The 25,438-nt window shown below is 44.9% G+C and carries 25 protein-coding genes; 13 read left to right on the top strand and 12 right to left on the bottom strand.

All coding sequences use genetic code 11. The annotated features are described in order from the left end of the window. Positions 1-3 precede the first annotated feature (3 nt). The 6 genes from ACHUFI_RS00920 to ACHUFI_RS00895 all read right to left on the bottom strand — a co-directional run bounded on the left by ACHUFI_RS00920 (position 4) and on the right by ACHUFI_RS00895 (position 6,528). A complete protein-coding gene (locus ACHUFI_RS00920) occupies positions 4-1,089 on the bottom strand; it encodes an ABC transporter ATP-binding protein (RefSeq protein ID WP_394246237.1) in 1,086 nt (361 codons plus the stop codon). A gap of 294 nt (positions 1,090-1,383) precedes the next feature. After that, entirely contained in the window at positions 1,384-2,664 is a 1,281-nt protein-coding gene (locus tag ACHUFI_RS00915; protein ID WP_394246236.1) for a TRAP transporter large permease, read from the bottom strand. Beyond that, positions 2,661-3,224 carry a TRAP transporter small permease gene (locus tag ACHUFI_RS00910; protein ID WP_394246234.1) on the bottom strand — a complete coding sequence of 188 codons (564 nt, stop codon included), beginning with the start codon at positions 3,222-3,224 and terminating at the stop codon, positions 2,661-2,663. Before ACHUFI_RS00910 ends, ACHUFI_RS00915 begins: the two co-directional genes overlap by 4 nt. A gap of 157 nt (positions 3,225-3,381) precedes the next feature. Further along, positions 3,382-4,377, bottom strand: coding sequence for a TRAP transporter substrate-binding protein (locus ACHUFI_RS00905; protein ID WP_394246233.1), 996 nt, complete (start codon positions 4,375-4,377; stop codon positions 3,382-3,384). A 296-nt stretch (positions 4,378-4,673) separates the two neighbouring features. After that, a complete protein-coding gene (locus tag ACHUFI_RS00900) occupies positions 4,674-5,639 on the bottom strand; it encodes a LacI family DNA-binding transcriptional regulator (RefSeq protein ID WP_394246232.1) in 966 nt (321 codons plus the stop codon). Between the two features lie 139 nt (positions 5,640-5,778). Next, positions 5,779-6,528, bottom strand: coding sequence for an HpcH/HpaI aldolase family protein (locus ACHUFI_RS00895; RefSeq protein ID WP_394246231.1), 750 nt, complete (start codon positions 6,526-6,528; stop codon positions 5,779-5,781). 324 nt (positions 6,529-6,852) lie between these two features. On the opposite strand from ACHUFI_RS00895, the gene hisD reads away from it, so the two are divergent. The 11 genes from hisD (at position 6,853) to ACHUFI_RS00840 (ending at position 17,407) form a co-directional block, all read left to right on the top strand. Beyond that, entirely contained in the window at positions 6,853-8,145 is a 1,293-nt protein-coding gene (gene hisD / locus ACHUFI_RS00890) for a histidinol dehydrogenase (RefSeq protein WP_394246230.1), read from the top strand. Position 8,146: 1 nt separating this feature from the next. Then, positions 8,147-8,881 carry an SDR family NAD(P)-dependent oxidoreductase gene (locus tag ACHUFI_RS00885; protein ID WP_394246229.1) on the top strand — a complete coding sequence of 245 codons (735 nt, stop codon included), beginning with the start codon at positions 8,147-8,149 and terminating at the stop codon, positions 8,879-8,881. Positions 8,882-8,969: 88 nt separating this feature from the next. Beyond that, complete coding sequence (locus ACHUFI_RS00880) at positions 8,970-9,974, top strand: cupin domain-containing protein (protein WP_394246228.1); 1,005 nt, start codon at positions 8,970-8,972, stop codon at positions 9,972-9,974. Continuing rightward, the gene (locus ACHUFI_RS00875; RefSeq protein ID WP_394246226.1) at positions 9,974-10,687 is read left to right on the top strand and encodes an alpha/beta fold hydrolase; all 714 of its coding nucleotides are present in this window, start codon (positions 9,974-9,976) and stop codon (positions 10,685-10,687) included. The genes ACHUFI_RS00880 and ACHUFI_RS00875 overlap by 1 nt, the downstream gene beginning before the upstream one ends. A 296-nt stretch (positions 10,688-10,983) precedes the next feature. Beyond that, a complete protein-coding gene (locus ACHUFI_RS00870; RefSeq protein WP_394246224.1) occupies positions 10,984-11,538 on the top strand; it encodes a sugar O-acetyltransferase in 555 nt (184 codons plus the stop codon). 248 nt (positions 11,539-11,786) lie between these two features. Further along, positions 11,787-12,263, top strand: coding sequence for a hypothetical protein (locus ACHUFI_RS00865; protein ID WP_394246223.1), 477 nt, complete (start codon positions 11,787-11,789; stop codon positions 12,261-12,263). A gap of 192 nt (positions 12,264-12,455) precedes the next feature. After that, complete coding sequence (locus ACHUFI_RS00860) at positions 12,456-13,193, top strand: SDR family NAD(P)-dependent oxidoreductase (protein ID WP_394246222.1); 738 nt, start codon at positions 12,456-12,458, stop codon at positions 13,191-13,193. Positions 13,194-13,364: 171 nt separating this feature from the next. After that, positions 13,365-13,772 (top strand): GFA family protein, encoded by a 408-nt coding sequence (locus tag ACHUFI_RS00855; protein WP_394246221.1) that lies wholly within the window; start codon positions 13,365-13,367, stop codon positions 13,770-13,772. A 298-nt stretch (positions 13,773-14,070) separates the two neighbouring features. Continuing rightward, a complete protein-coding gene (locus tag ACHUFI_RS00850) occupies positions 14,071-15,456 on the top strand; it encodes a TldD/PmbA family protein (protein ID WP_394246219.1) in 1,386 nt (461 codons plus the stop codon). Beyond that, complete coding sequence (locus tag ACHUFI_RS00845; RefSeq protein ID WP_394246217.1) at positions 15,456-16,799, top strand: TldD/PmbA family protein; 1,344 nt, start codon at positions 15,456-15,458, stop codon at positions 16,797-16,799. Before ACHUFI_RS00850 ends, ACHUFI_RS00845 begins: the two co-directional genes overlap by 1 nt. A gap of 200 nt (positions 16,800-16,999) precedes the next feature. Then, a complete protein-coding gene (locus ACHUFI_RS00840) occupies positions 17,000-17,407 on the top strand; it encodes a hypothetical protein (RefSeq protein ID WP_394246216.1) in 408 nt (135 codons plus the stop codon). A gap of 62 nt (positions 17,408-17,469) precedes the next feature. On the opposite strand, the gene ACHUFI_RS00835 is transcribed toward ACHUFI_RS00840, so the two are convergent. From ACHUFI_RS00835 to ACHUFI_RS00820, 4 genes are all read right to left on the bottom strand, one after another. Next, positions 17,470-18,216, bottom strand: a complete 747-nt coding sequence (locus ACHUFI_RS00835; protein WP_394246215.1) for a helix-turn-helix domain-containing protein — start codon at positions 18,214-18,216, stop codon at positions 17,470-17,472. Between the two features lie 28 nt (positions 18,217-18,244). Continuing rightward, positions 18,245-18,703 (bottom strand): carboxymuconolactone decarboxylase family protein, encoded by a 459-nt coding sequence (locus tag ACHUFI_RS00830; RefSeq protein ID WP_394246214.1) that lies wholly within the window; start codon positions 18,701-18,703, stop codon positions 18,245-18,247. A 201-nt stretch (positions 18,704-18,904) separates the two neighbouring features. Beyond that, complete coding sequence (locus ACHUFI_RS00825; protein WP_394246213.1) at positions 18,905-21,079, bottom strand: CHASE3 domain-containing protein; 2,175 nt, start codon at positions 21,077-21,079, stop codon at positions 18,905-18,907. Positions 21,080-21,360: 281 nt separating this feature from the next. Continuing rightward, positions 21,361-22,239, bottom strand: coding sequence for a LysR family transcriptional regulator (locus ACHUFI_RS00820; RefSeq protein ID WP_394246212.1), 879 nt, complete (start codon positions 22,237-22,239; stop codon positions 21,361-21,363). Between the two features lie 127 nt (positions 22,240-22,366). Here ACHUFI_RS00820 and ACHUFI_RS00815 point away from each other — a divergent pair, with 127 nt between their 5' ends. Together ACHUFI_RS00815 and ACHUFI_RS00810 are read left to right on the top strand one after the other, a co-directional pair. After that, a complete protein-coding gene (locus tag ACHUFI_RS00815; RefSeq protein WP_394246211.1) occupies positions 22,367-22,687 on the top strand; it encodes a monooxygenase in 321 nt (106 codons plus the stop codon). 10 nt (positions 22,688-22,697) lie between these two features. Beyond that, positions 22,698-23,069, top strand: coding sequence for a hypothetical protein (locus tag ACHUFI_RS00810; RefSeq protein ID WP_394246209.1), 372 nt, complete (start codon positions 22,698-22,700; stop codon positions 23,067-23,069). A 66-nt stretch (positions 23,070-23,135) separates the two neighbouring features. Here the strand turns inward: ACHUFI_RS00810 and ACHUFI_RS00805 are convergent, their stop codons facing one another. Further along, entirely contained in the window at positions 23,136-24,056 is a 921-nt protein-coding gene (locus ACHUFI_RS00805; RefSeq protein ID WP_394246207.1) for a M14 family metallopeptidase, read from the bottom strand. Positions 24,057-24,195: 139 nt separating this feature from the next. After that, the gene (locus tag ACHUFI_RS00800; RefSeq protein WP_394246205.1) at positions 24,196-25,359 is read right to left on the bottom strand and encodes a GGDEF domain-containing protein; all 1,164 of its coding nucleotides are present in this window, start codon (positions 25,357-25,359) and stop codon (positions 24,196-24,198) included. Positions 25,360-25,438: the final 79 nt, after the last annotated feature.

The following is a 25,438-nucleotide window of genomic DNA, read 5'->3' as shown; positions in this document are numbered from 1 at the left end:
TGATTAAGCGGCTTGGATACAGCTGGTTGCTTGCTCGCGATAAATGCGCTGCTCAGATTCGCTATCGAAAAGGTAGGTATGTTCAAGGTTAAACTTGAAGCCTACGCGGTCGCCCATACCAACAGTACAATGCTTATCGGTTCGGCAAATAACGTAGTGCTCGTCGACTTGAACGGTAATCAACGTACATTCGCCGGTCATTTCTACCGAGTAGACATCACCGTATAAATGGCTTTCATCGACAGGGCACAAAGAGACATCTTCAGGGCGAACGCCTAAGGTGACGGCCTCATTGTCTTCGCTATTGAACCCTGACACTGAACAACTCACGCCTGAGAATGTTCCATCAGCAAGTTGTCCTTTAATGAAGTTCATGCCTGGTGAGCCGATAAAGCTTGCAACAAATAGGCTTGCTGGGTTGTTGTAGATTTCTTTTGGGGTATCAAGCTGTTGGATTTTGCCTTGGTAGAGAACGGCAACACGGTCAGCTAATGTCATCGCTTCAATTTGATCGTGGGTTACGTATACCGTGGTGCGTTGAAATTCATGGTGTAGATTTTTTAGTAGGGCACGCATTGAAACACGCAATTTTGCATCTAGGTTGGATAGAGGCTCATCCATTAGGAACATACGAGGTTCACGAACAATCGCTCGAGCTAACGCAACACGTTGGCGCTGTCCTCCTGACAGTGTCGCTGGTTTGCGGTCTAGTAGATGTTCTAGCTCAACACGCTTAGCTGCACGCATCACGCGGTCATGTAGCTCTTCTTTCGGAACACGTTGCATCTCAAGAGGGAAGGCAATGTTGCCGTAAACGGTTTTTTGTGGGTACAAACCGTAGCTTTGGAAGACCATTGCGATATCACGATCTCTTGGGTGAGTGTCGTTGACGTACTCACCATCGATATAGACCTCGCCTTCACTGGGAGTATCAAGGCCAGCGATCATTCGCATTGTGGTTGTTTTACCGCAACCTGATGGGCCTAACAAAACTAGAAACTCTTTATCTTTAATCTCTAATGACAAGTCATTAATGGCTGTGAAATTGTCCCAGTATTTCTTTATGTTCTTGAGTGAAACTGATGCCATGATTTACTCCATCCATGTTTGAATATGTTTTTGCATACGAATCCATTTTGGCAAACGAGAATAAAACGGCAACATATAATTAACAATTAACACATATTCGTATCAATAGTGTGTTAGGAATCATGTTAAGACCATTTGATAGCCTTGATTAGATAATAACCGGTTGACATTGTATAAATCTTGAGCGAGAAAGGCTTGGTGTGTTTTTGGATAGGTATGCATTGTGGTGGTGCAATAAAAAAGTGAGCCGATTGGCTCACTTCAAGTGTTGACTGTTTTTGATGTGACTAAGGGTTAACCTAAGAGGTTGGGTAAGGTTAAGGAAATTGCTGGCACGAATGTGATGATCATTAGGGCGACGAGCATCGCTCCAATCCACCCTAGAATTGCCCGCGATAATGATTCAATGGGCACATTACCGACTTGGCTGGCCATAAATAGGTTGGCGCCGAGTGGGGGAGTCACAAACCCTATGGCTAAGTTGACTATCATCACGATACCGAAGTGAATCGGATCCATTCCTAATGCTGTCACGATAGGCAATAAGATTGGAGTTAAGATAACAATCGCCGCTAATGTCTCCATGAAGGTACCGACGATAAGCAGTAATGCGGTGATACATAGCAAGATGAGCAGTTTGTTTTCCGTAATAGAGAGAATGAACTGTGCGATTTCGGTTGGCAGACGTTCAAGTGTTAGGATTCTGCCAAAGGTAACCGAGGCGCCCACAATCACCAGTACTGCGCCCACCAACAAGGAAGACTCTAAAATGATCTTCATGACCTTTTTATAATCCAGTTCTTTGTAGATGAACATACCGAAAAACAAGCCGTACAAGACACCAATCGCAGCGGATTCAGTTGGCGTGAACACGCCAGAGTAGATGCCACCGAGAATGATGACAGGTAACAGCATCGCCCAAATCGCTTCTTTGAGTGCGGCTAGTCGCTCACTCCATGTGGCTTTTTTATCGTTACCTTTGTAGCCGCGAATCTTGGACACAATCAAGCAGTAGCCGATCAGTACTAACCCTACGACAAGCCCGGGAATGATGCCAGCCATGAACATTTTGGTGACTGAGACTTCGGCAGTAATGGCATACACGATCATTACAACAGATGGCGGAATAATCACCCCGATCCCCCCAGAAGAGGCGATAAGCGCACCTGCAAAGCTTCGGTCGTAACCTTTTTTCACCATAGACGGGATCATGGTTAAGCCAATAGCTGCAACGGTCGCAGAACCTGTACCAGAGATGGAAGCAAAGAACATGCAAGCGACGATGGCGACAATCCCCAATCCGCCAGTGAAGTGACCGAAGAAGACTTCTGCGACATGTAAAAGGCGTTTTGATATACCGCCTTGGCTCATTAGGTTTCCAGCCAATGTGAAGAGCACCACAGCCAATAGCGGAAAAGAGTCTAGGCCTGTCACCAAACCTTGTACTAGAAATTCGATATTTAGAAACGGCAGACTCAAGATAGCCAGCATGCTGGCTCCTGCGAGGGCAATACCGACGGGAACACCGATAAGAAGCAGTAATCCGAAACTACCAAATAACAAAGCAGAGGTCATAAGCTTAGCTCCAGTAAACGGTTAGATGTGCGATGTTTTGCTTTTAAGTGACGGTAGCGGTGTTGCGTGAGCCGCACCGACTTTGGCGAGTAAGCAATAATTGAAACACGCTTATTGATGCTGACAATAAGTCGAATAGCACTTAATACGGCGCAAACCAGAACAGAGGCGTATAAGCATGCGATGGGGATTTCCATCGCGGGAGCAATTTGCCCTAGCTTTAAGCTGCGACCAATCACTTTGAAGCCAAACCACGCAACAGTGCAACTAAAGGCCAAGTAGATAAGGTCGGAAAGGATCAAGCTGTATTGCGTAAAATTGCCCGGTAACTTGTCAATGAACAGGCGAATTCGTATATGTCGGTCGTCACGAATGCAGTAGCTGATGCTCAAATACATCGCCCAAACGAAAAGATAGCGAGCGAGTTCTTCCGCCCAAGCGATTGAAGCGTCGAATAAACGTAAAGCTATCTGTAAACACAGTAGCGCGGTCATCAACGAGATAGAAAGTACGATAAGTGTTGGTTCGAAGTATCGGTCGAACAGGCGAAACCATTTCATACATAACTCCAAAGAGTGTTGAAAAGGGCATTGAATGCCAATGAATGAACAGCATCTCAGGCTTTAAAGCGGCTTATTTGTAAAGCGACAAAGCTAGCTCTTAAAGCCTGAGTCAATAACGGGCACCTATTAAGGGTTAACAGTGGTGATAGACGAATTAGAGTTGCTCTATTTCTGTGATCACACTGTCGAATAGCGCTTCACCAGTTTTGCTACGCAGTTCTTGGTAAACCGCAGCATTCATTTTATCTTTCATTTGAGCGCGCACGTCAGTTGGTACGACGTTTACTGTCATACCTTTCGCTTCAAGCTCTTTAATGACTTCTCGGTTCTGTTTCGCCGCGAGAGTGCGCTGAACTGCGATAGTTTCTTGGCTTACTTCATTGATAAGTGCTTGTTGGTCACTTGGTAGCGAGTCCCAGAACTCCTTATTCATGAACAACACGTAGTTTGTGTAGATATGGTTGGTCAGCGATAGGTACTCTTGCGCTTCGTAAAAACGCTCAGCGTAAATTGAGTAAACCGCGCTTTCTTGCGAATTGATTAAGCCTTGTTGTAGTGAAGTGAAGATCTCACCCCAAGAAAGTGGTGTTGGAGCAGTCCCTACCGATTTCCATGCACTGATCTGTGTTGGGTTAGAAGCGGAACGAATTTTTAAACTGTTAAGATCTTCAATGCTGTTGATTGGTTGCTTGTTATTGGTGATGCTGCGGAAGCCAACTTCCATGAAGCCTAAACCATGAAAGCCTTTTGATTCCATTGAAGTGAGCAGCGGTTTGCCGATCTTGTCACTATCAAGTGCTTTATGAGCTTGCGCTTCATCTTCAAACAGGTAGAAGACATCAAGCACGTTGAATTCAGGTACGTAAGGGGAAAGCAGTACAGAGGCACCAAATGTCATTTGTAAGTTACCTTGCTGAACCAGCTCTGTGGTTTCTCTTACATCGCCCAGTTGACGAGCTGGGTAGATTTCTACTTCAAGTTCACCACCAGAGCGAGACTCTAGCTCTTTTTCAAAGTGCAGCATTGCTTTGTGGACTGGTGACGTTTCTTGGCTATCGTGAGCTAGGCGAATGACGTTGCTTGCAAAGGTATTCATGCTTGATAGCGTTAAGCCGAGGGCCGTGATTGAGGTAAAGATTGCGCGTTTCATTGTTCTTCCTTGTTCATCACATGACTTTTATGTGCATTCATTTGAGTCACGTTGTTCAGTGGGTTATTTGTCCGCACTTCATATCCTAATTTTGCATACGAATCCAAAATATAAACATGAGGCTAACAAGTCAATAACAATTGATGCGGTTTGATAGCAAAGTTTGAAATCAACCGGTGAATTTTTAAACGGGATCACAGAAAGAAGCCCTAATATCTAATTAGGGCTTTTAGTCTAAATTCACGGAGGTAAATACGGTTGGCTTAGAGCGAGTTTGTTGTGAGGTAACAAACTGGTTATGGGTGACTGGCGGTGCTTCCACGCTCGATAATCGTTCCGGGTTCGAGCAGGTATTCGCCTTTAGCGTCAACGTTATCGTTAATTCGTTGCATCAAGTCTTCGACAGCACTTTGTACGATTTTATCGATAGGCTGAGCGATGGTGGTAAGGTCGTAGCTTGGCCAAGATGCCATTGGAATGTCATCGACTCCCATCACTGCAAAATCTTGAGGAATGCTACAGCCAAGCTGCCTCAGTCCATCCATGACCCCCATAGCCAAGATATCATTGGCACAGAACACGGCATCAGGTCTTGAAGTGTGCTCCATTAGCTCTTTAGCTGCTTCTAACCCAGATTCAAAATTGTATTTAGCATTAATGAAAATAGGTGAAGCTGCACCTCGTGCTTTGGCTGTTTCAGAGAGCCCTAACCAACGTTTGTCACTGGTCATTGAGCCAGCGTCACCACTTACGTAAGCCAGTTGTTTATAGCCTTTATCGAGTAAATAATCGGCGGCTTGCGTGCCGGCTTGTTGGTTATCTAAGCCAGCGCTGTTCGCGTTAATGCCTTCGGTATACCGGTTAATTAAGCTTAAATGCACACCAAATTTCTCACATTGTGCAAACGCTCGTGAGGTGAGACGGCTGGTGGCGATAATCAAACCATCAACTTGATATTCAATCGCACGTGAGATAGCAAGATCCAAGTCATCTTTGTCGATTGGACAAAGTACAACTTGACCGCCGCGCTTTTGAATCTCCATCGCGAGTGCACGAGATTGTAAGTCGTACATTGGGTTTGATTCGCAATCGAGCGCGATGGCAACTAGCCCTGAACGGTTGGAAATAAGGCTGCGAGCAATCGCGTTTGGCGTGTAACCAAGTTTGGTTGCGGCATCCATAACCATTTTACGTTTCTTCTCACTAATACTCGCCGTTGGGCTAAATGCCCGAGAAACGGTAGACTGAGAAACGCCGAGCATTCTGGCAACGTCGATTGAGGTAACTTTCGCTTTTATGGTGAATCTCCTTATATCGTGATAAATCTAAGTACCACGCCATACATAATGAGCTGAGTTTAATAATTACAATACGTGTAACATTTGAAATCACAAAGAAAATTTATGAATTCATGACGGCTTGCTCATTTCGAAAGCCATCGATGATCATTTTATGTTCAGAACCGACGCAAAAGAAGCTAACTCCTAGTTCTTTCCAGTTGCGAGCTGCTTGAGCATTTGCGACAAACATGCCGACAGGCTTATTAACTTGCTGAGCCGCTTTGATTATTTTAATGCTTGCTTCACGCACACATTCGTCATTCACGCTTTCTGCCCCGTACGACACCGCTAAGTCTACTTGGCCGATGAACAGCGCATCAATACCTTCAACTCTTGCAATCGATTCAGCATTTACCACACCTTCTGGGTCTTCAATTTGAGCAATGACGACGGTGTCGCTCTTGCTGTCTTTGAGGTGGTTTGCCATTGGTTTGGTTGCGTACTTAGCGGCGCGACTTGAGCCGGCATAGCCTCGGCCACCTTCACCATAATGGGACATCTTCACCAGCTTTTCTGCTTGCTCGGCGCTGCATACGTGTGGGATTTGGATTCCAGTCGCACCGCAATCTAATGCATTCAATATGGTTGATGGTTGGCTATCTTGAACTCGAACAATGCAAGGGAGCTGATTGGCGCGAGCCGCAAGAATGCAGCTATCCAGTGTCGACCTATCGAAAGGTGCGTGCTCTGCATCCAAGACAATGAAAGGAAGCTCTGCTAGTGACAGCACTTCGATGATGTGTGGGTGCGGCGTTTTGACAAATGTGCCAAGCAGTTCTGCGTTATTCAATATGTGCTTAAAGCTATCCATGTGTTTTTACTCTCCATTGCAAAGGTATGCAAAACTTAACACGTGTTGTTGTAAAAAAAGAGTAAAAACAATGTGATCAATGCAACATTAATTGATTGTTTTTTGTTCTTTAAATCTCTATTTAAAATAGGATTTTGTTGTTTGCGCTAATTAAATCAAAAGGTTAGTTTTATATTACCTGAGTGGTAAATGGATTTGCTAAGTGTTAATAAAATGTTTATGTTTGTTTTGCATTCGTATCCAAAATCATACAAAACAAAATTAAAACACTGTTGAAACTAATAACAAGCAAACATTAGGCATACGCCACAAGGAGAATTACGCATGGCTCGCATTCTAAAACACGGCATCACTGAAGAAGCATCGGCATCAAACAACGCGCAAGTACGTCAAACGGTTGAGAACATTCTTTCTGATATTGAAAAGAAAGGTGACAGTGCGGTTCGTGAGCTTTCAGAAAAATTTGATAACTGGTCTCCGGAGCAGTTTCGCCTAACAGATGAGCAAATTCAGGCATGTGTGGACGCATTGGACGAATCTACCAAGCACGACATTGAATTTGCTCAAACACAAGTTCGTAACTTTGCGCAGATCCAACGCGATTCAATGCACGATGTTGAAGTTGAAACCATGCCTGGCGTTGTGCTTGGGCACAAAAACGTACCGGTGAACAGTGTTGGCTGTTACATCCCTGGTGGTAAGTACCCATTGGTAGCGTCTGCGCACATGAGTGTTCTTACTGCAAAGGTTGCAGGTGTGAAACGTGTTATTGCTTGTGCTCCTCCATTTAATGGCCAACCAAACGTGGCGATCGTTGCAGCAATGGCGATGGCGGGTGCGGATGAGATTTACTGTTTTGGTGGCGTGCAAGCGGTGGGTGCGATGGCGCTTGGTACAGAAACTATTGCACCGGTAGATATGATCGTTGGCCCGGGTAACGCTTTTGTCGCAGAAGCAAAACGTCAACTGTTTGGTCGTGTTGGTATCGATTTGTTCGCTGGCCCAACAGAAACATTGGTGATTGCTGATGAAGAGGGCTGTGACCCGGAATTAGCGGCTGCGGACTTACTTGGTCAGGCTGAGCACGGTTACAACTCCCCTGCGGTACTGCTAACCAATAGCGAAACTTTTGCGAAAGAGACAATAAAAGAAATCGAGCGTCAGCTAACGATTCTTCCTACTGCGGAAGTGGCTGGCAAAGCGTGGGAAAACTACGGTCAAGTGATTGTATGTGATAGCTACGAAGAGATGGTTGAAGCGGCCGATGATATTGCTTCTGAACACGTTCAAGTCATGACCAAAGATCCTAAGTACTTCTTAGATAACATGACCAACTACGGTGCATTGTTCTTAGGCCGTGAGACCAACGTTTCTTACGGCGATAAATGTATTGGTACTAACCATACACTTCCAACCAACAAAGCAGCACGTTACACAGGTGGTCTGTGGGTTGGTAAATTCATTAAAACATGTACTTACCAACGTGTTACGGAGGCGGCTTCGCTAAAAGTAGGCGAGTACTGTTCACGTCTGTGTGCACTAGAAGGCTTCGCTGGTCATAAAGAGCAAGCGGATATTCGTGTGCGTCGCTACAAAGAAAAATCAGTAGAGGCATAACATGACAAAACTCGCCTTAGTGACAGGCGGCAGTGGCGGCATTGGTGCCGCCATATGTGCCAAGTTAGCGCAATCTGGTTATCGCGTTGTGTTCACTTACAACAGTAACGAAATTGCCGCTCAACAGATCTTGGATAGTTTGGAAGGACCTGGCCATGCCATGTATCAGCTGAATGTTGAAGACAGCTCTGCGATAAGCGCATTGGCGGAACAAGTTAAGGAATTATCGGCTTCATTAGACTTGCTAGTGAACTGCGCCGGTATGACAAAGTTTGTCGCACACAGTGATTTAGAGTCTTTAAATGACGAGCTGATAGACAAGATTTTCCGAGTCAACGTTCGTGCACCATTTGCCATGGTTCGTTCGTTCGAACTTCTACTTCGCAGCGCCAAAGGTTGCGTGGTGAATATTACTTCTATTGCGGCTCAAACAGCCATGGGAAGTAATGTCGCGTATTGCGCGAGTAAGTCGGCAGTCGAAAACATGACTCGCTCATTAGGTCGGGCTTTGTCTCCGGACATCCGAGTGCTTGCTGTGGCGCCGGGTCTTGTGGATACCGAGTTTGTTAAAGGGCTAGATGATGAGTGGCGCAACGCGCAAGAGCAATCAACTCCTCTGAAACGATTGGCCAGTGATCAAGAGGTCGCCAACGCCGTTTATGCAGCTGCGGAGCTACTGACATTTTCAACCGGTAATACCATTGCAGTCGATGGTGGAAGACCGTTAGGTAATTAATATAACGCTGCGGTGAGCGGCTTACGCACTTAACATCACGCTTTCGGAACCTAATGGAAGCGCGATGTTAGGTTAAAAGGAATTTAGAATGACCCTACAAAATACAATTAATAATAACCTCGTGCGCTACATGGAACTGATTCCTGGTACTAGTGCTTTCATTGACGCGCGTACTCCGGGAAGCGATCTAAAAGATAATTTTTGCATCATCGGTGCAGGTGTAGCTGAAAACAGCCGTCAGCATGTTCATATTCGCGAAACAGCAGGCTTTAACATCGGTGCTGCTGGCCAGCCACCAGGAATCAAAAACTCTCTGCACTCACACCATACCGCGGAATTGTTCGTGGTTTTCAAAGGTCAGTTTAGATTCTATTGGGGCAACGAAGGTGAACATGAAGCGGTGCTATCACATGGTGATGTCATCTCTATTCCTACCAATCTTTTTAGAGGCTTTGAGGTGGTAGGGCGTGACTACGGCTTTATGTATTCCGTTTTAGGTGGCGACAACTCTGGTGGTGGCGTGGTTTGGCATCCGAATGTGATTAAAGATAGCCAAGGTTACGGCTTGTACCTAAAAGCAGACGGTACACTGGTTGATACCATTGATGGTGATGCCGTACCAAATGAATCAGAACTAATGCCACTGCTAACCGAAGAAGAACTGAGTAAATTTGATACTTACACTGCGGAACAGATGATGCCGTTCGTTGCGCTGAAAAAGGACTACCGAGAAATCACCAGCGACTTTGACAAGCCTGGCGTGAAGCAATTTGCATTAACCGGTCACCCGTCTGCGAGCTACGACTTCCAAGTTAAAAGCGTTGATGACGTGAGTATCATGGCTTACGAGTTAACCGAAGGTGCGAACATTCCAGTTCATCAACGTGATGAAAAGCAGGTGTTGATTAACTTTGAAGGCGATACCTTGCTTAATCTAGTGAAGGATGGCGAGCAAGCTCAGCTAGTGTTGACGACTGGTGACGTGTTTAGTGTGCCTGTGGGCGCATCGTACAGCCTTGAGAACCTAAGAGGCACGAGCTTCACCTACGTGGTATTGGGTTCTGACCAACCACAAACACTACAAGGCAACTAATGATGAAACCAGAAGTACCACTGCTATGGTTACCTGGTTTGCTATGTGATGAAGCGTTGTTTCAAGACGTCAATAAAGAGCTGCCCGATTGGGTGGCTCCTTTTACTTGTGACTTGGGAGCCGACACATCCATGCAAGCCTTGGCGAGTAAAGTACTAGATAACGCCCCGAAAAGTTTCATTCTTGGCGGGTTGTCCATGGGAGGGATCCTCGCGTTTGAAGTTTTCAGGCAGGCACCAGAACGCGTGAAAGGCTTAATCTTAATGGATACAAACTCTGCTGATGAAAAGCCAGAGGTGTCGGAGAAAAGAAACGCGTTAGTCGATAAAGCAAAAGCAGGGGAGTTCGAGTCAATAACTCCCGATATTTTAATGCCAGTGCTTATTCATCCTAACCAGTTAGCGAACCAAGCTCTGACTCAAAGAATCACGCAAATGGCGAATAACGTCGGCGTAGAAAGGTTTGAGGCTCATGCCCAAGCATTAGCGACTCGTCCTGATGCTAGGCCGTTACTTCAGGATATTCAGGTACCCACCTTGATTGTTACCGGAAAAGACGACCTGCTATGTCCGATCGACAATCATCTTTTGATGGCAAAACACATCAAGCAGGTCTCACTTCACGTTATTCCGGATTGTGGCCACTTATCGACGATGGAAAAGCCCCAGATTGTTTCTAAACATATTCAGAATTGGTTAGAAGCACTCGCTTAGCCGATACCGTTGTAAGCAAAATGTCTAAACGCCAGAACGGATATGTTCGAAAACTCAATTTAGCTCTCTATTTTGGAGAGCTTTTTTATATAAGGAAACGCATACTCTCTCGGCTTTATTCATGTGAATTAAATCAGTCACTCTGACATGATATTCCCATCAGTAAATTCATTCGTGAAAATATGTCACTGTTGATCATGCAATGCTTGGGTTAGATTTTCTCGTATTGATTATCTTAGGGTCAGGTGGCTAGCTTCTGCTGTTGGTTTCCCTATTGTGTAGTTCTAGGAAAGAAAATGACTGAATTCGAAAAAATGATGGAAGGCAAAGACTTTGACGGTGGCGATCAAAGCATCAATGACATCCGCAATACGGCCGCAAATTTATTGCTGACGCTAAACCAAACTGTTGATGAAACCGAACGTAGCAAGTTACTCCATCAATTAATGGGGGAGATCCCTGCGTCCAGCATTATTCGCTCTCCGTTTTATTGTGAGTTCGGTAAAACGATTTTCATGGGTGAAGGCACATTCATCAATATGAACGTGACGATGCTAGATGGCGCAAAGATTAGCATAGGAAACAACGTGTTAATTTGGCCAAATACTCAATTCTATTCCGCTAGCCACTCTCTTAATCATCTGGAACGTCGCAACTGGGCAACATTTTGCAAGCCGATCTTAATTGAAGATGATGTTTGGATAGGTAGCAATGTTGTCATAAATCAGGGAGTGACGATTGGTGCTCGCTCTGTCATTGCTGCTAACTCAGTGGTCAATTCAGATGTTCCACCGGACAGCCTTTATGGAGGGACACCTGCGAAGTTCATTCGTCATATTGACGAAAATTGATATCTGAAAGCAGTGAAACCACTTGAGGTAGAAGGAAAGGAAATCCTAAACGGACATGTCCGCACTCCTCTTCATTGATTCACTAAGTAACTGCAGCGTGTTTGAGATATTGATGTGTTGAATTTTAGTTATCTATTTGGCGAAGATGGGGGCAATTAACCGCCTAATTAAAACTTTTTATGAACTCGCGTTCGTGACTTGGGTCTATTCATGGAATACCAAAGTGACTTCAACGAGGAAGAAAAACAATGAAAAAACACATTACGCTGGCAGCTCTAGTTCTGTTATCTCAAGCCGCTTCTGCAAATGAGTTAATCGCATTAGGTAAATGGAAAAACGTCAACCCAGAAACAAACGGCATGGTCGAACTAGACATTCAAAAACATGACCAAAAGCTGTTTGTTAATGCTTGGGGAAGTTGCTCCCCGACAAATTGCGAATGGGGAGAAACCGAGTTTCACATGCTTTCTAGTGCGGGAGATAAACCACCTCTAGCTCAAGCGGTCGCTCGTTGGGACAATGATTTTTCTCAGCGGACATTTACGTTTAAAGCGGAAGGTCGCAAGTTGCTCATAGAGTCATTTGTTGTATTCACGGATGACTCAGAGCGTTCCCCTTACAAGCAATCCTATATTTTTATGCAGGATGACACCAACCACCAGTATTCGTTTTTAGATAGCCACGAGAACAGTACCAAAGATGACTCGATGCTTGGTAATGAGTAATGAGCAATGGAGTGGCAGAGTCACGTCTTCTAAAAGTCCTTCTTACTTGGAATGTTTGAATAATCGGATTCTTAATTTTTGGCATTTTAGTTTGATTGTGATGACAATTTAGAAGTAGAAACCCCGTCCTTCATTTCAGATTGCAATCTACTATAGTGAGTGTTGAATAATCACATGGAAAGGAGTCTCTAAGTGACAATTGCATTAGTAACCGGTGGGTCAAAAGGTATTGGTTTACGTATCGTTCGTCGCTTCGTCAAGCAAGGGTATCAAGTTATAACGTGTTCTCGTTCAAAAGAGCTATGGTTCAACGCTCTTGAGAATTATCCTGAGCTAGAAGAGGTTGACTATCAAACGGTTGATATTGCTGACGAGCAGCAACTGGATTGCCTTTTTGCTTATATCAAAGAACAGTACGGAAAGTTAGATATTGCGGTCAATAATGCTTCACCCGCTATTGCTTCTCGTGGCCATTTTACTCAAGTAGAGACTTCGTTGCTTAAAGACACACTTCACGTTGATTTCTTGAGCCAAGCTTTGTGCTTGCGTGCTGAGCTGCAATTGATGGATAAAGGTGCATCAATTGTGAATATCAGCTCGGTGAACGGGTTGAGGCCAACGCCGAACGCATCGATGTATTGTGCCTCCAAACATGCTCTTGAGGGTCTAACTCGCTCTGTCGCTTTAGAAAGTATTGGCGAAGGTATTCGAGTTAATGCCGTCGCGCCTGGCGTCACTTGGACTCCACGCTGGGAAGAGAGGCAGCTTGAAAATCCAGATATTCGCGGTGAAGTATCAGAGGTGGTCCCAATTAAGCGCTTTGGTGAGGCTGAAGAAATTGTCGATGCAGTAGAGTTCCTGCTCTCTGACAAGGCCAGTTACATTGTTGGTCATACGTTAGTGGTTGATGGTGGCTTGTCGTTATCGTGAGTTGTTCGTGAATGGGTGCGTTAATCACTTACCACCTTCATCCCCTCGCTTTAGTTGATGCTTTGGTTTCTTATGAGCGAATTTCCCCAAGCGCATCACGGATCTTGGTCGTGTCGCTGAGTACCATTGTCGATTGTTAGCTAAATAGACATATTGAGGCGAGGAATGCAGATGTATAAAGGAAGTTGTTTGTGTGGGTCAATCCAGTTCACGCTTGATGGGGGCGTTACGGACATTATTCATTGCCATTGTTCTTTGTGTCGTAAGGCGAGTGGCAGTGCTTATGCGACAAATGGTTTCGTTGATGCTGAAGGTTTAACAGTAACGGATGCCGACGGAACACTCACTTTTTATGAAAGCAGCGAAGGGAAGCGTAAGTACTTTTGTAAAACATGTGGTGCGCCAATCTACAGTTCCAATGCTCAGTCGCCTCAAAGGTATCGCCTTCGATTAGGGGCGTTAGACAGTGACATTTCTGAAAGGCCTATCTCCCACAATTTTGTTACCTCAAAAGCGAACTGGGATGATCTAGGCGCTGAACTTCCGCATTATGAAAAGCATGAGCCTGGGCGCAAATAAAGAATCAGGTGTGTGTTCTTATTATTGCGTGCTGATTGCAATTTGTAGCACGTAATAAAAGTATTGATAAAAGAAATAAAGATATCAAGTCGATAAATTTGATAAACGTAAGTGACTCTCAAAAACACATTTGCTCATAGTTTTATCGGCAAATGATGAGGGGCACGACAGGCAATGGTGTTAAAGTCTAGCGCATTGTCTACATGCTGCTGAACCATGCTAATACAGAATGGTTATCCTAATTGTAAGTATCTAGCTGGCATGTATGACTAGGACTATCGAGGAGCAAGGAGATTTCATGCTTAATTCTGTAACAGCGAAAGCCGTGATCGATCATGCCTTATTTTTAGGGGCTGACTTCGCAGAGCTATTCGTTGAACATCATCAAACCAATACTGTCCAGATCGCGTCTGGAGAAGTAGACAAGGTAAACTCTGGTATCGATTTCGGTATCGGTATTCGCTTATTCTTCGGCCACAAAGTGCTTTACGGTTATACCAATAGTACTGACGAAGCGGAATTGAAGCGTGTCACATCATTGCTTGCAGCGAAAGATAAGCGTGACCAGATTGCTTCTGCAGGAGCATTGAATCTAAATCGTTACCCTGTTCAACATGGTTGTCGCTTACCTTTGGGCAAAGATGCAAATCTAGATTCCAAGATTGCGTTTTTATTAAAAGCGGATGCCGCGGCACGTGCAGAAAGTGAGCACATAAGCCAATTTATCGGTAGCGTATTGCAACGTGAACAACAGGTTTCTATTTTCAATTCTGAAGGCCTACAAGTGGATGATATTCGCCACTATATTCGTGTTTCAGGGAATACGGTTGCACAAAAGGGCAGTGAGCAATCTTCAGGCTCAGAAGGCCCTGGTGCTTTGTCTGGTTGGGAGTTCAGTGAACAGTTAGATGCCAAAGAGCTTGGTCAAGCCATCGCTCAGCAAGCCTTGGTAAAACTGGGTGCAGACGCGTGTCCATCGGGTGAGATGCCTGTCGTGATTGGTAACGGTTTTGGTGGTGTTATTTTCCATGAAGCTTGCGGGCATTTGCTGGAAACCACATCCGTTGCGAAGAAAGCCTCAGTATTCCATGACAAGATGGGCGAGATGATTGCGCATACTGCCGTGAATGCTGTGGATGACGGCACAATGACAAATGAGTGGGGCTCAATTCATGTTGATGATGAAGGCATGCCAACTCAGCGCACTCAACTGATCAAAGACGGTAAGCTAACCAGCTTTATGGTCGATAAGATGGGCGGTTTAAAAACAGGCTATGAGCCAACAGGTTCAGGCCGTCGCCAAAACTATAAGTTCGCACCAACCTCTCGTATGCGTAATACCTTTATTGAGGAAGGCGAGCACTCGCTTGACGACATGCTTGCAGGCATAGAACGTGGTATCTACGCGAAGAAGATGGGTGGAGGCTCGGTTCAACCGGGAACTGGTGAATTTAACTTTGCTGTACGTGAGGCTTATTTGATTGAAAATGGCAAAATCACTAAGCCGTTAAAAACAGCGACACTGATCAGCACAGGCCCTAAAGTACTGAAAGAAATCAGTATGGTGGGTAAAGACATGGCGCTAGCACCAGGTATGTGTGGCTCGGTGAGTGGTTCCGTACCCACAACCGTGGGCCAGCCGACGTTGAAAGTCGATAACATTTTGGTAGGAGGCGGCAACTAATGAGCCAAGAACAAACACTTCTTAATGCCGTTGATTACGTTTTATCTGAAGCCAAACGCCAAGGTGCAGAAGCGGACGTAATTGTTAATGGTAGCAATAGCTTTTCTTTGAAAGCGAACCAAGGTCAGTTAGACGAGTACAAAGTCAGCTCTAGTCAAGTTCTGGGCGTTCGTGTGGTCAAAGATGCGCGTGTGGCGACAAGCTACTCGGAGTCACTAGAGCAGCCAAGCTTAGATTTAATGCTGACTAACGCCTTACAAAGTGCGCGTTTTTCGAAACAAGATGAACACCAAACAATCAGCTGTGTCGATAACCACATCACAACCGATGTTGCTGAAATTGCTCAGGAAGACACGGCCTCGGTTGATGAAAAAATCGCGCTTTCTCTAGCTTTAGAGCAAGGCGTTGTTTCATTACCTCATGCATCCAGCTCACCTTACAATGGTTATGGCGATGAAGAAAATCTTCAGATCATTGCCAACACCCAAGGGACTTTATGTAAGCACTTTGAGCGTTCTTTCCATTGCTACGCATACACGCTGTTTGAGAAAGATGGCAAACAGTCGATGGCAGGAGAACTGGCGATTGGGCGTCGTTTTGATGAATTAAATTCGGCTTATTGCATTGAAGAAGGTTACAACCTTGCTCGAGATTTATTGGATGGTGCTCCGGTTGCCACTGGCACTTACTCAGCGATTTTCAATATCAATGCATTGACCAGCTTGTTTGGTGCTTTTGGCAGTGCATTTTCTGGTGTGAGCGCGATGAAAGGTATTACTCCGCTAGGTAAAAAACTGGGGCAATCCGTTGCGAGCGAACTGATCACCTTAACCGATGCGGCTTATATGCCAAATGGCATGGCGATCGCTGGCTTTGATAGCGAAGGCTTCGCCACCAGAGACAATGTTCTTATTGGCAATGGCCAGTTGAATACCCTATTACATAACAGCCAATCAGCTAGCTACCTAGGTGCAACTTCGACTGCGAGTGCATACCGCAGCGCTAAGTCCAGCTTAGAAGTGTCAGCAAGACACAAAGTAATATCGACAGGTCGTAGCAGCGCATCCGTAGTCAAAGCGGGTGAATATCTAGAGTTGGTTGAACTACAGGGCGTTCACTCAGGTGCAGACCCGATTAGTGGTGACTTCTCGTTTGGCGCGAGTGGTTTCTTGTGTCGTGATGGTCAACGTATTCAGCCGGTACGTGGAATTACTGTAGCTGGTAATTTCTATCAGTTACTGCAAGAAGTGGAAGCGGTTGGGGAGACTCAACTTATCAATGACAGACACACTTTCTTTGCTCCGGACATACGTTTTGCGCGCTTGAGTATCGGTGGTAAGTAAGCTTTTTAGATGTAGCGCCTGACGCATAAGTGAGCTGAAACACGAGCACCTTATAAAAACCAGTATGATGTATATCATGCTGGTTTTTTGTATTGGGGCGTTGGTTGAACGTGTAAAGCACACTTACAATTAATCTGTTATTGCAGAGGTTTGCTATAGAGCGATATCATAGGCGTACATTTACTCGTAAAGATTTCATTATGTCAGATGAAAAATTGGCGCTAGAGTGGATGCGCCAACAAGCCCTTAAAATAGACCCGTATAATGAGGAACCATCCTTTGAGGATTGTGTTGAGCTGCTAGAACCTGCTTTTAAGAAAGGCAAAAGCATTGCACAATTGAAGTTTCTTTTGGGGGAAGCCGATAGAAGAGCTGGGGCTGCAGAGCGTAAACACGCCGCACTAAAATACGCCAAAGAAAAAAGCCCAAATGCTGGGCAAATTTTGCGTCTTCAAAGTAAGCTCCAACAAGTGCAATTGGCGTTAAAACTCGCAACTGGCGATAACAACATGACCATCTCGCAATTTTGTTCCGAGTATGATGTCACTAAACGAGATGGCAATACGGCTTGGCATGAAAAACTCGTTGAGCAAAATAAAAGAAAGTAACCTCTCCAATACAGTGGGTGTGGGCTTATTGTCGTTCATAGGCTGCACCTTCTCTTGATGCATTACCTCTTATCTCGCCTTTTTAATTTTTGGCTAATCTCCCCGGGCGTAGCCAAAATGAAGGTATTAAATTCTCGCGTCATGTGTGCCTGATCTGAGAAGCCTTGAGCGAATGCAAGCTCGCTCAATGAAATATCAGGGTTATTCCGTAGTGCAAGCATACTGAAGTGGACTCGTCGCAGGCGCTGAAAATATTTGGGGCTCATGCCTATCCATTGACGAAAGTTTCGCTCGATTTGCCTTTGGCTTGACTGGAACTGTTCGCCAATTTTCCCTTGTTTTACTTGGTCTAGTAGCCCCGCACGCTTAGCCAGCATTGGGCTGTCGAGTTCGGTATGTTGAACACACCACCTATATAAAGAGCTGAGGTTGGCGCTTTGGCTGCTTCCTTGTCGGAGTTGCGCATATAGGTCTTGGAAGACGGCGTCATTCGATTGGTTATTGGAGAAAAGTGGCTCCAGGGAGACTGGGAGCATACCTGGGTGGAAACGTATGCCACTCAACCTTGCTCCTTCGGTCAATGTCAGGGTTTGGGTATGTTTAGTGTATTGCTGGAATAAGATCGGCTGTTCGACGGTGACACCGTTTAACTTCGCTTTCCCTTGTATTAAAAAGGTGATACCTGAGCCACCGTCACAGTATAACTGCTTAGTGATGGTGTGAGAGTTGCTTTCTGACACTCTGACCGACCATATTGCTTGAATATGGTTAGCCAGTTTGTGCTTTGGTTGTACAATCTTCAAATCCATTGAGTGTTATTACGTCCGTGCTCTTTAACTAACTAGATAGACTGCCAATGACGGGTTTGAACGTTTTGGCGATCCTATTCCAACTATTTATCGCATTTACCGCTAGTGTTAACACTACCACACCTTGCTCTCCGAAAGCGGAGGTGACGGATTGATACTCTTGTTCGGTGGCGACTCGATTTAGGCTCAAGCTCTCCGCCCAGTGTAGGGCAATCTTTTCGTTTTCGCTGTACATAGGCATTTCATTCCAAGCATTTAGGCCGAGAAGTCGGTCAATAGAATCACCATTTTTTAAGGCTTCGTTACTGTGCATATCAATACAAAAAGCGCATTGGTTAATTTGGGAAACTCGTAGTTTGAGCAGCTCCCAAAGCGTTACAGACAAGTTAGGTAATTGCTCGAATTGATCGCGGAGGTACTGCTCTTGTTGCAGTAAGAGCTGGAATCCCTCTGGTGCGGCGTTGAAATAGTCTAGTCTTGCGTTCATGGCGTCATCTCCTTGTGTGGTGGCCTTTAAATTAACGCAGGAGTTTGGGTAAGGATTGAAGATTTTCGACATGAAGCAGAAAGTTTATTTTTTCGGCGAGAAGTTTCAATTCATAAAATGAAGTCATGAATCTATAAATGGGTCTGACAGGCCAATGCCAAAGGCATAAGCCTATTGGCATTCGACCATATAGACGATTGCTTAGACGGTAAATTGGTTCACTAACACTTTTAGCTCTGCAGCTTTTTCATCCAACTCTTTGGCTGACGCGGCGGCTAGCTTGGCTTGCTCATTCGCTTTCTTAGAGACACCCGAAACTGAATCGACATGCTGGCTCACTTCATTACTGGCTAAAGACTGCTCTTCTGAAGCGGCAGCGATGCTATCTATCATGACCGCGACATCGTGCGCACTTTGTACAATATCATCCAAACTTGTTCCCGCTTTTTGCGCAAGTGCTAGCCCTTCTTGGACATGAGAGACTCCTGCATCCATTTTGTCCACTGCCATTTTCGTATCGCTTTGGATAGCTTCAATCGATAAGGTTATTTCTTGTGTGGCAGAAGTGGTTCTGTCTGCTAACGCTCTGACTTCATCGGCTACCACAGCAAAGCCACGGCCAGCTTCTCCGGCTCGGGCTGCCTCAATCGCGGCGTTCAAGGCAAGGAGGTTAGTTTGTTCAGCGATATCGTTAATTACCCCGATGATTTCACCAATTTTTGCACCTCGCTTACCTAGCTCGGAAACGCTGGTGGAGGAGGCGGACACTGCATCGTTAATTGAAGTCATTCCTGTAATCGTGTTCTTGACCACAGCACCACCTGCATTCGCACTTTCGCCAGCACTTTGGGCGCTTGAAGTTGCGTCTGAAGATTTTTGTGCCACCTCTTGAATGCTTATAGCAATCTGTTCAATCGAATCGGAGATTTGAGCAACTTGCTCAGATTGTTGAAATAGATCTTGCGCCATGAGCTCATTGGCATCAGTGATAGACTTAGCACCGCTTGCGACTTCATCCGTCGTCATAAGAACTTGTTTTAGTGCTGTTTGCGTCTTGAGTACTGCTTGGTTGTAGCTGTTAGCCATTTTGCCTAGTTCATCACTGGTTTCTACTGATATGGTGTGAGTTAGGTTTCCATCCGCGAGCGTGGATAAGCCGTGGGCGACTTGTTTGACTGGTTTAACGATGGAATTGAGGACCATCCAAGATATTGTTACGCCTAGAAAAATTGCGATGGCTAGCCCAACTAAAATAGTGATGTTGGTGTTTTGTGCAGCGTGTTGAGCGGCTTGTTGGCGTTGACTCATTAGTTGGTTTTCAATCTCGATGAATGTTTTTATTTGCCCACGGAATTTGTCGAAATACACTTTACCTCTGGCTTCACCAATCAGTGCTGCCATGTCATTCATTGTTTTCGCATCCCCGATATCGGTCCGCAACGCGATGTTGTGCTGAACAACATTGGATTGCCATTCTTCGATGGTTCTTTTCATATCATTGAGTAGTTCGACTTGGGCAGCGTTATCGGAAACGGTATTTTTCTGGTCATTAATAAGATCACTGAAGTGTTGCTTACCTTGCTCATAAGGAGCTAAAAACTCTTTTCGACCAGCAAGTAAATAGCCTCGCATCCCAGTTTCCATGTCGACAGCTGAGGCCAATATATTTTGCGCGGTACCGATTACTTGATAAGTATGATTGACCCAATCACTCGCTAGCTCAAGCTCATCCATAAAGCCAGACATGGTGGACAGTTCGCCTTGGCTGATGCTGCCTTTAGCGCGAATTTTTTCTAGCAATATGATGCTATTTGAAAAGTTGACACTGTTTTCCGTTTGCCTTTGTTCTAAAAGTAAGCGCTCCCGCTCAATGAAAAGTGCAATTTGATCACGAAATGTGTCGAAGTAGACTTTACCTCTAGCTTCCGCAACGAGGTCGGCAATATCGTCCATGGTTTTAGCATTACCGATCTCACGGCGAAGTTGAATCGCGGGCTCAGTAACATTTGTGATCCATTCGCTGATATTGGCTTCAATTTCGTTGAGCCGCTGAACTTGAGCTGGATTATCGCTTACGGTTTGTTTCAGCTTGGAAGTATGAGTTGAAAAAGACGCTTGTCCATTGACATAGGGCGCTAAGAACTCGTCTTTACCTGCGAGCAAGTACCCTCTCATCCCTGTTTCCATATCCACGGCTGCTGCTTCTATTTTCATCGCTTGTTGGATAACTTTATGGGTGTGATCCACCATTGCGTTAGAACTGACTTGCGAGTTGGAGCTGGTGATTGCGATGAAGGAAAGAAACACCATGAGTACCAGAGGTATTCCTGTACCAAGAGCGATTTTGTATCGAATAGATAGGTTGTTAATAAACATAATCTTACCTTATAAACGGAACGTTCATTGAAAGAGGTAAGGCGAAATAAGCCATTATATTTGCCAGTAGGCGCGCGGCAGTCATCACAAAGATCACAAACCTTTAATCATAGGCCTTGTACTTGCCAACGCTCTTATAGTTATAGGCTTCAATTGCCTATAAATCGACTAACGGGAGAGATTAGGTAAGTCACGGAGAAAGCGTTGATATTGGGTTATTCATTTTTGGATAACCCGCCTCTCTCCTTTAGCGTTGTTTGAATTACGGATAACCACAGCAATTAGTCAGCTCGGTTGAGCAGTTGTTGATAAAAGCATTTGGCGGCAGGACCTGTATTTGCTCCTTTTGGAAGCGTTAAATGGAGGGGGACTTGGTATCTGTCGCTTTGTTCAACGTTTAGGGTGGTCAGTTGTCCTCTGTTTCTCGTGTTTACGATGTGTTCAGGTAATCGACAGAACCCAACCCCTTGCTCTATTGCGCGAAAGGCGTGATCAAAATTATCGACGGTAATTCTTTGGTTAGCTTTGAGCCAACCTACATTTTGTGTGTTTTCACTGGCTCCTAAGTCTCTCACGACGACTTGGCAGTGCGTTGAAAAGTCGGATAAGCATAAGGGTTGTTGGGTTGCTAGTGGGTGGCTGTTCGAGACTACAGGCAGCATGGTAGTGATTGAGAAAGCTTCAGCAGGATAATTGGTAACAGGTAAGGTGATTATCGCTATGTCAGCGAGCCCTCGCGTGACCATTTCTGTTGTTTTTGATAAAGACGTTTCCACCACTTGAATCGAAGTTGCGTTGTTCTGCTCCAAATACTTGGCCATTGGTTGATACAACAAAGCAGGGTCGCACAAGTGATCGATAGCGACGGTGATCTCTGACTCTACGCCTGCAGAAAGTTGCTGGCTGAGGCTCTCTAGTTCTTTTGCTTGATCTAACATGCTGTTTGCTCGGCGAAGCAATGACTTACCTTGTGTGGTTAGGCTCGCTCTTCTGCCTTTCACTTCAACTAGCTTTACTGAGAGCTGCTCTTCTAGCTTTTTGATCGAATAAATAAGTGTGGTGTGGCTTTTGTTGAGTGCATTCGCCGCCGCTTGAATGCTCCCAGCCCTATCAATTTCCCTTAAGGTGTTCCATTGCTCCAGAGTGCTTTTTAGTCTCACGCTATCATCCTGTCAGTTTTTTACACATTATGGCGCAATATTATGAACTTTTCTGTCAGTTTAATCTGGCTAATAATCTTCTTCGCAGACGACACACTGAATTGTCATTATCAAAGAGGAATACCTAATGAATGTAAAAACACCGAAGTTATTGCAAGTGGATTTTGAATATCACGGCCCAATGGGAGAAGCCATGTCGAGTGCATTAGTTGGCCTTGCTGAGTCGATTAATCAAGAGCCTGGAATTATCTGGAAAATTTGGACGGAGAACGAAAAAAGCAAACTAGGGGGCGGTATCTATCTTTTTGAAGATGAAAGTAGCGCTCAAAACTATTTAGACATGCATTCAGCCCGTTTAAAAGAGATGGGCGTTGCGGAAGTACGAGGCATTATTTTTGATGTGAATAAGCCTTTGAGTGTGATCAACCAAGGCCCAATCGGCTTTTAAGGTGAGCGCTATGACAAATCGACTGTTTTTTACTTTGCATGGTGGTGTCTATACCGCTTTTGCGCTAGCTCTGTTTTTTATACCAAGCCTGATGTGGCCAATGTATGGGGTGGAAATTAATGATCAGTACGCTTACTTCTTGTCTCAGCACACAAGTATTTTTCTGGGGGGATTAGCGACAGTCAGTTTGTTTCTGCGACGTATTGAACATGCAGACACGGTTCGCCAATTGCTCAAAGCGTTCGTCGTGACCAATCTGATTGGGGTTGTAATTACAATCTATGCGGGTTTGACCGGGATTTTTGTTGGCTTTGGTTGGAGCGATCCGGCGTTTTTTACTCTGTTAGCCGGGTTAAGTTACCGTCAGCTAAAACGACAATGATAGGCTGTCGACAGAGATGAATCATACCTACTTCCGCATGCACGGAAGTAGGGGAGTTTTTGAAATCTAAGATTGTTTGATGACGTAATCAAGAGCGCCGACTATCGCAGCGACTTGGGCATCATTACACTCTTCATCAGTCACTTTAGGGCTGTCTGGGTAAACTTCCGTTGTGGTTCCGTAAACACAATCTGTTACGCCACCGCATAACCCGAGTTGTTTCATTGGGTAGTTGATGACGCCATGTTGAGTGACTTTCGAACCAATGATTTTTCCATCACTGTCGGCCGGTGCAATGTGCGTGACTTTACTAACAGATTCAATCACTGCAGCTTGGAAATCTTCCACTGGCTTCTCAGTGTCACCCACCGTATAAAAACCATCCGGGATCATGCCTTCAATGTATTCAATTCCATCGCGGGCAGCTAGTGCTGGTCTAAACTCGGTCTCGTCTGTGTCTGTGGTTTCGTGAAGGTCTACATGAACTAGGACGCTTTGAGGCAAAGAGGCCACTAGAGCCATTAGGTTAGCCGACTCTTCTGCTGGTGTGCCTTCATAGAAAGAACGGTTTGGATCAACGGCGTTTGGGTTCCATCGGTTGATCGTTTCGTAGCCCCAAGGGCTGACACAAGGTGCCACCACGATGTTGAAATGCTCTGCGTATTTTCCGGCTTGAGTATCTAAGAACTTCAATGCGCCATGCACGCCACTGGTTTCGTAACCATGAACGCCACCCGTAACGAGAACCGTTGGTTTAGCGGCATCCCAGTGTTTCGTTTTGATAGAAAAAAGTGGAAAGCGCTCTGGGGCATAACTTAATGCACCGTATTGTTCGACGTCGAAGCGTTCAGACAAGGCTGAAATTTTAGGCAGTACTTCTTCTTGGTAGAGACGCTTTACCGTGGTTTGATTACGCCAAGCGATTCGTTCTTGCTCTTGCCACTTTTCACCACGGGTACCGATTGGGTAGGAATATGTACTTTGCATTACCTTGCCTTGTGTTCTTGTTTAATCATGTTTAGAGCACTGAGCATAATCAGCTGCAGGCGCTTGCGCAATCAATATTAGGTTTCATTATTTTAATGGCTGAACATGAAAGTGGAGTGAATGGAATTAGAGGCAGTCACTAATCTGGTTTAGAGCTCACCACGGTATTTCGACCACTGTGTTTGGCTTGATACAAGGCTTCATCGGCGCGTTGGATAATGGAATCCCATTCTTCTTTGTCATGCAGCTGAGAGACGCCAAAACTCGCCGTCCATTTTCCTTTTTTGCCGGATGCAAATCGTTGCTTCTCAATTGTCTCTCGTAGTTTATTGGCCGCCTTTACCGCGTTATCCACATTGGTATCGGGAAGTAGAATTAAAAACTCTTCTCCACCGTAACGAAACGCAAGGTCTTGCCGGCGTAGCTTATGTTTTAGGATAGAACCCATGCCTTTCAAAACCTTGTCTCCGATATGGTGACCAAAGTTGTCGTTGATTTCTTTGAAGTGGTCGATGTCTGCGATGATGATTGAAAGCTCGGTGTTGTGTCGGTGCGAACGTGCGAGCTCACGAGGAATGATGTCCTCCATTGCACGGCGGTTATAGATCTGAGTCAAGCTGTCTTTCATTGAGCTATTGTAGATGGCAGCAACGAGCCGAGCGTTAATCATCCATGTAAAAGTGAAACCAAGCACAATGATCAAAATAATGATCATGATGAAAGCGAATTGGTGGATATTCCCTGCATGCAAGAAATTGTTGATATCGGGTTCTGACAAAGTAATTGTGGTTCTCACGAACATGAATGTGAAATTGATGATGAAAATCCCAGCGAGTAACCAAATAGCAAGTTTAAGGTCATTCGCTTTTCCTTTTATCAATATCATGGCACTCATGAGAGAGCACAGCCCGACATAGGTGCTGATAACAAGGATTCTTGATGTTGTTGAAACATAGAAATGGCTGTAATAAATCAGCAAGAAGCAGGCAATTGGGAAGATCAAAAATGCCACTTTCGAAAACACCAATGGGGCTATTCTAAATTGGCATAGGCTATGAACGATCAGTGAAAACCCGAAAATGATGAAAGAATTCGCAAGAACTTTCGAAATCCAAAAAGAGACATCATTTCCAAAACTGAGAAGAGTGAAGCCAATGGCAAAGGTGAGAATCGCGAACGCAAGAGTTAATAACCCTGGAATGTATTCCTGGATTCGTTGGATCAAAATTAGTCCGATGAAGTAAGTGAAAGAAAGCACAACGGTCACGACTGCAAGGGTTCTGATGTCTAAATGAAATTCCATATATAAGCCAAATGCTGAAATGGATAATAATATTTGCTGTGATTCGGTTTAAAGTTTAGACCAAAAATTTGTTAAGGAA

The organism is Vibrio profundi, from assembly GCF_043642225.1.
Lineage (GTDB): Bacteria > Pseudomonadota > Gammaproteobacteria > Enterobacterales > Vibrionaceae > Vibrio > Vibrio profundi_A.
This window is presented reverse-complemented; position numbering and strand designations above follow the sequence as displayed.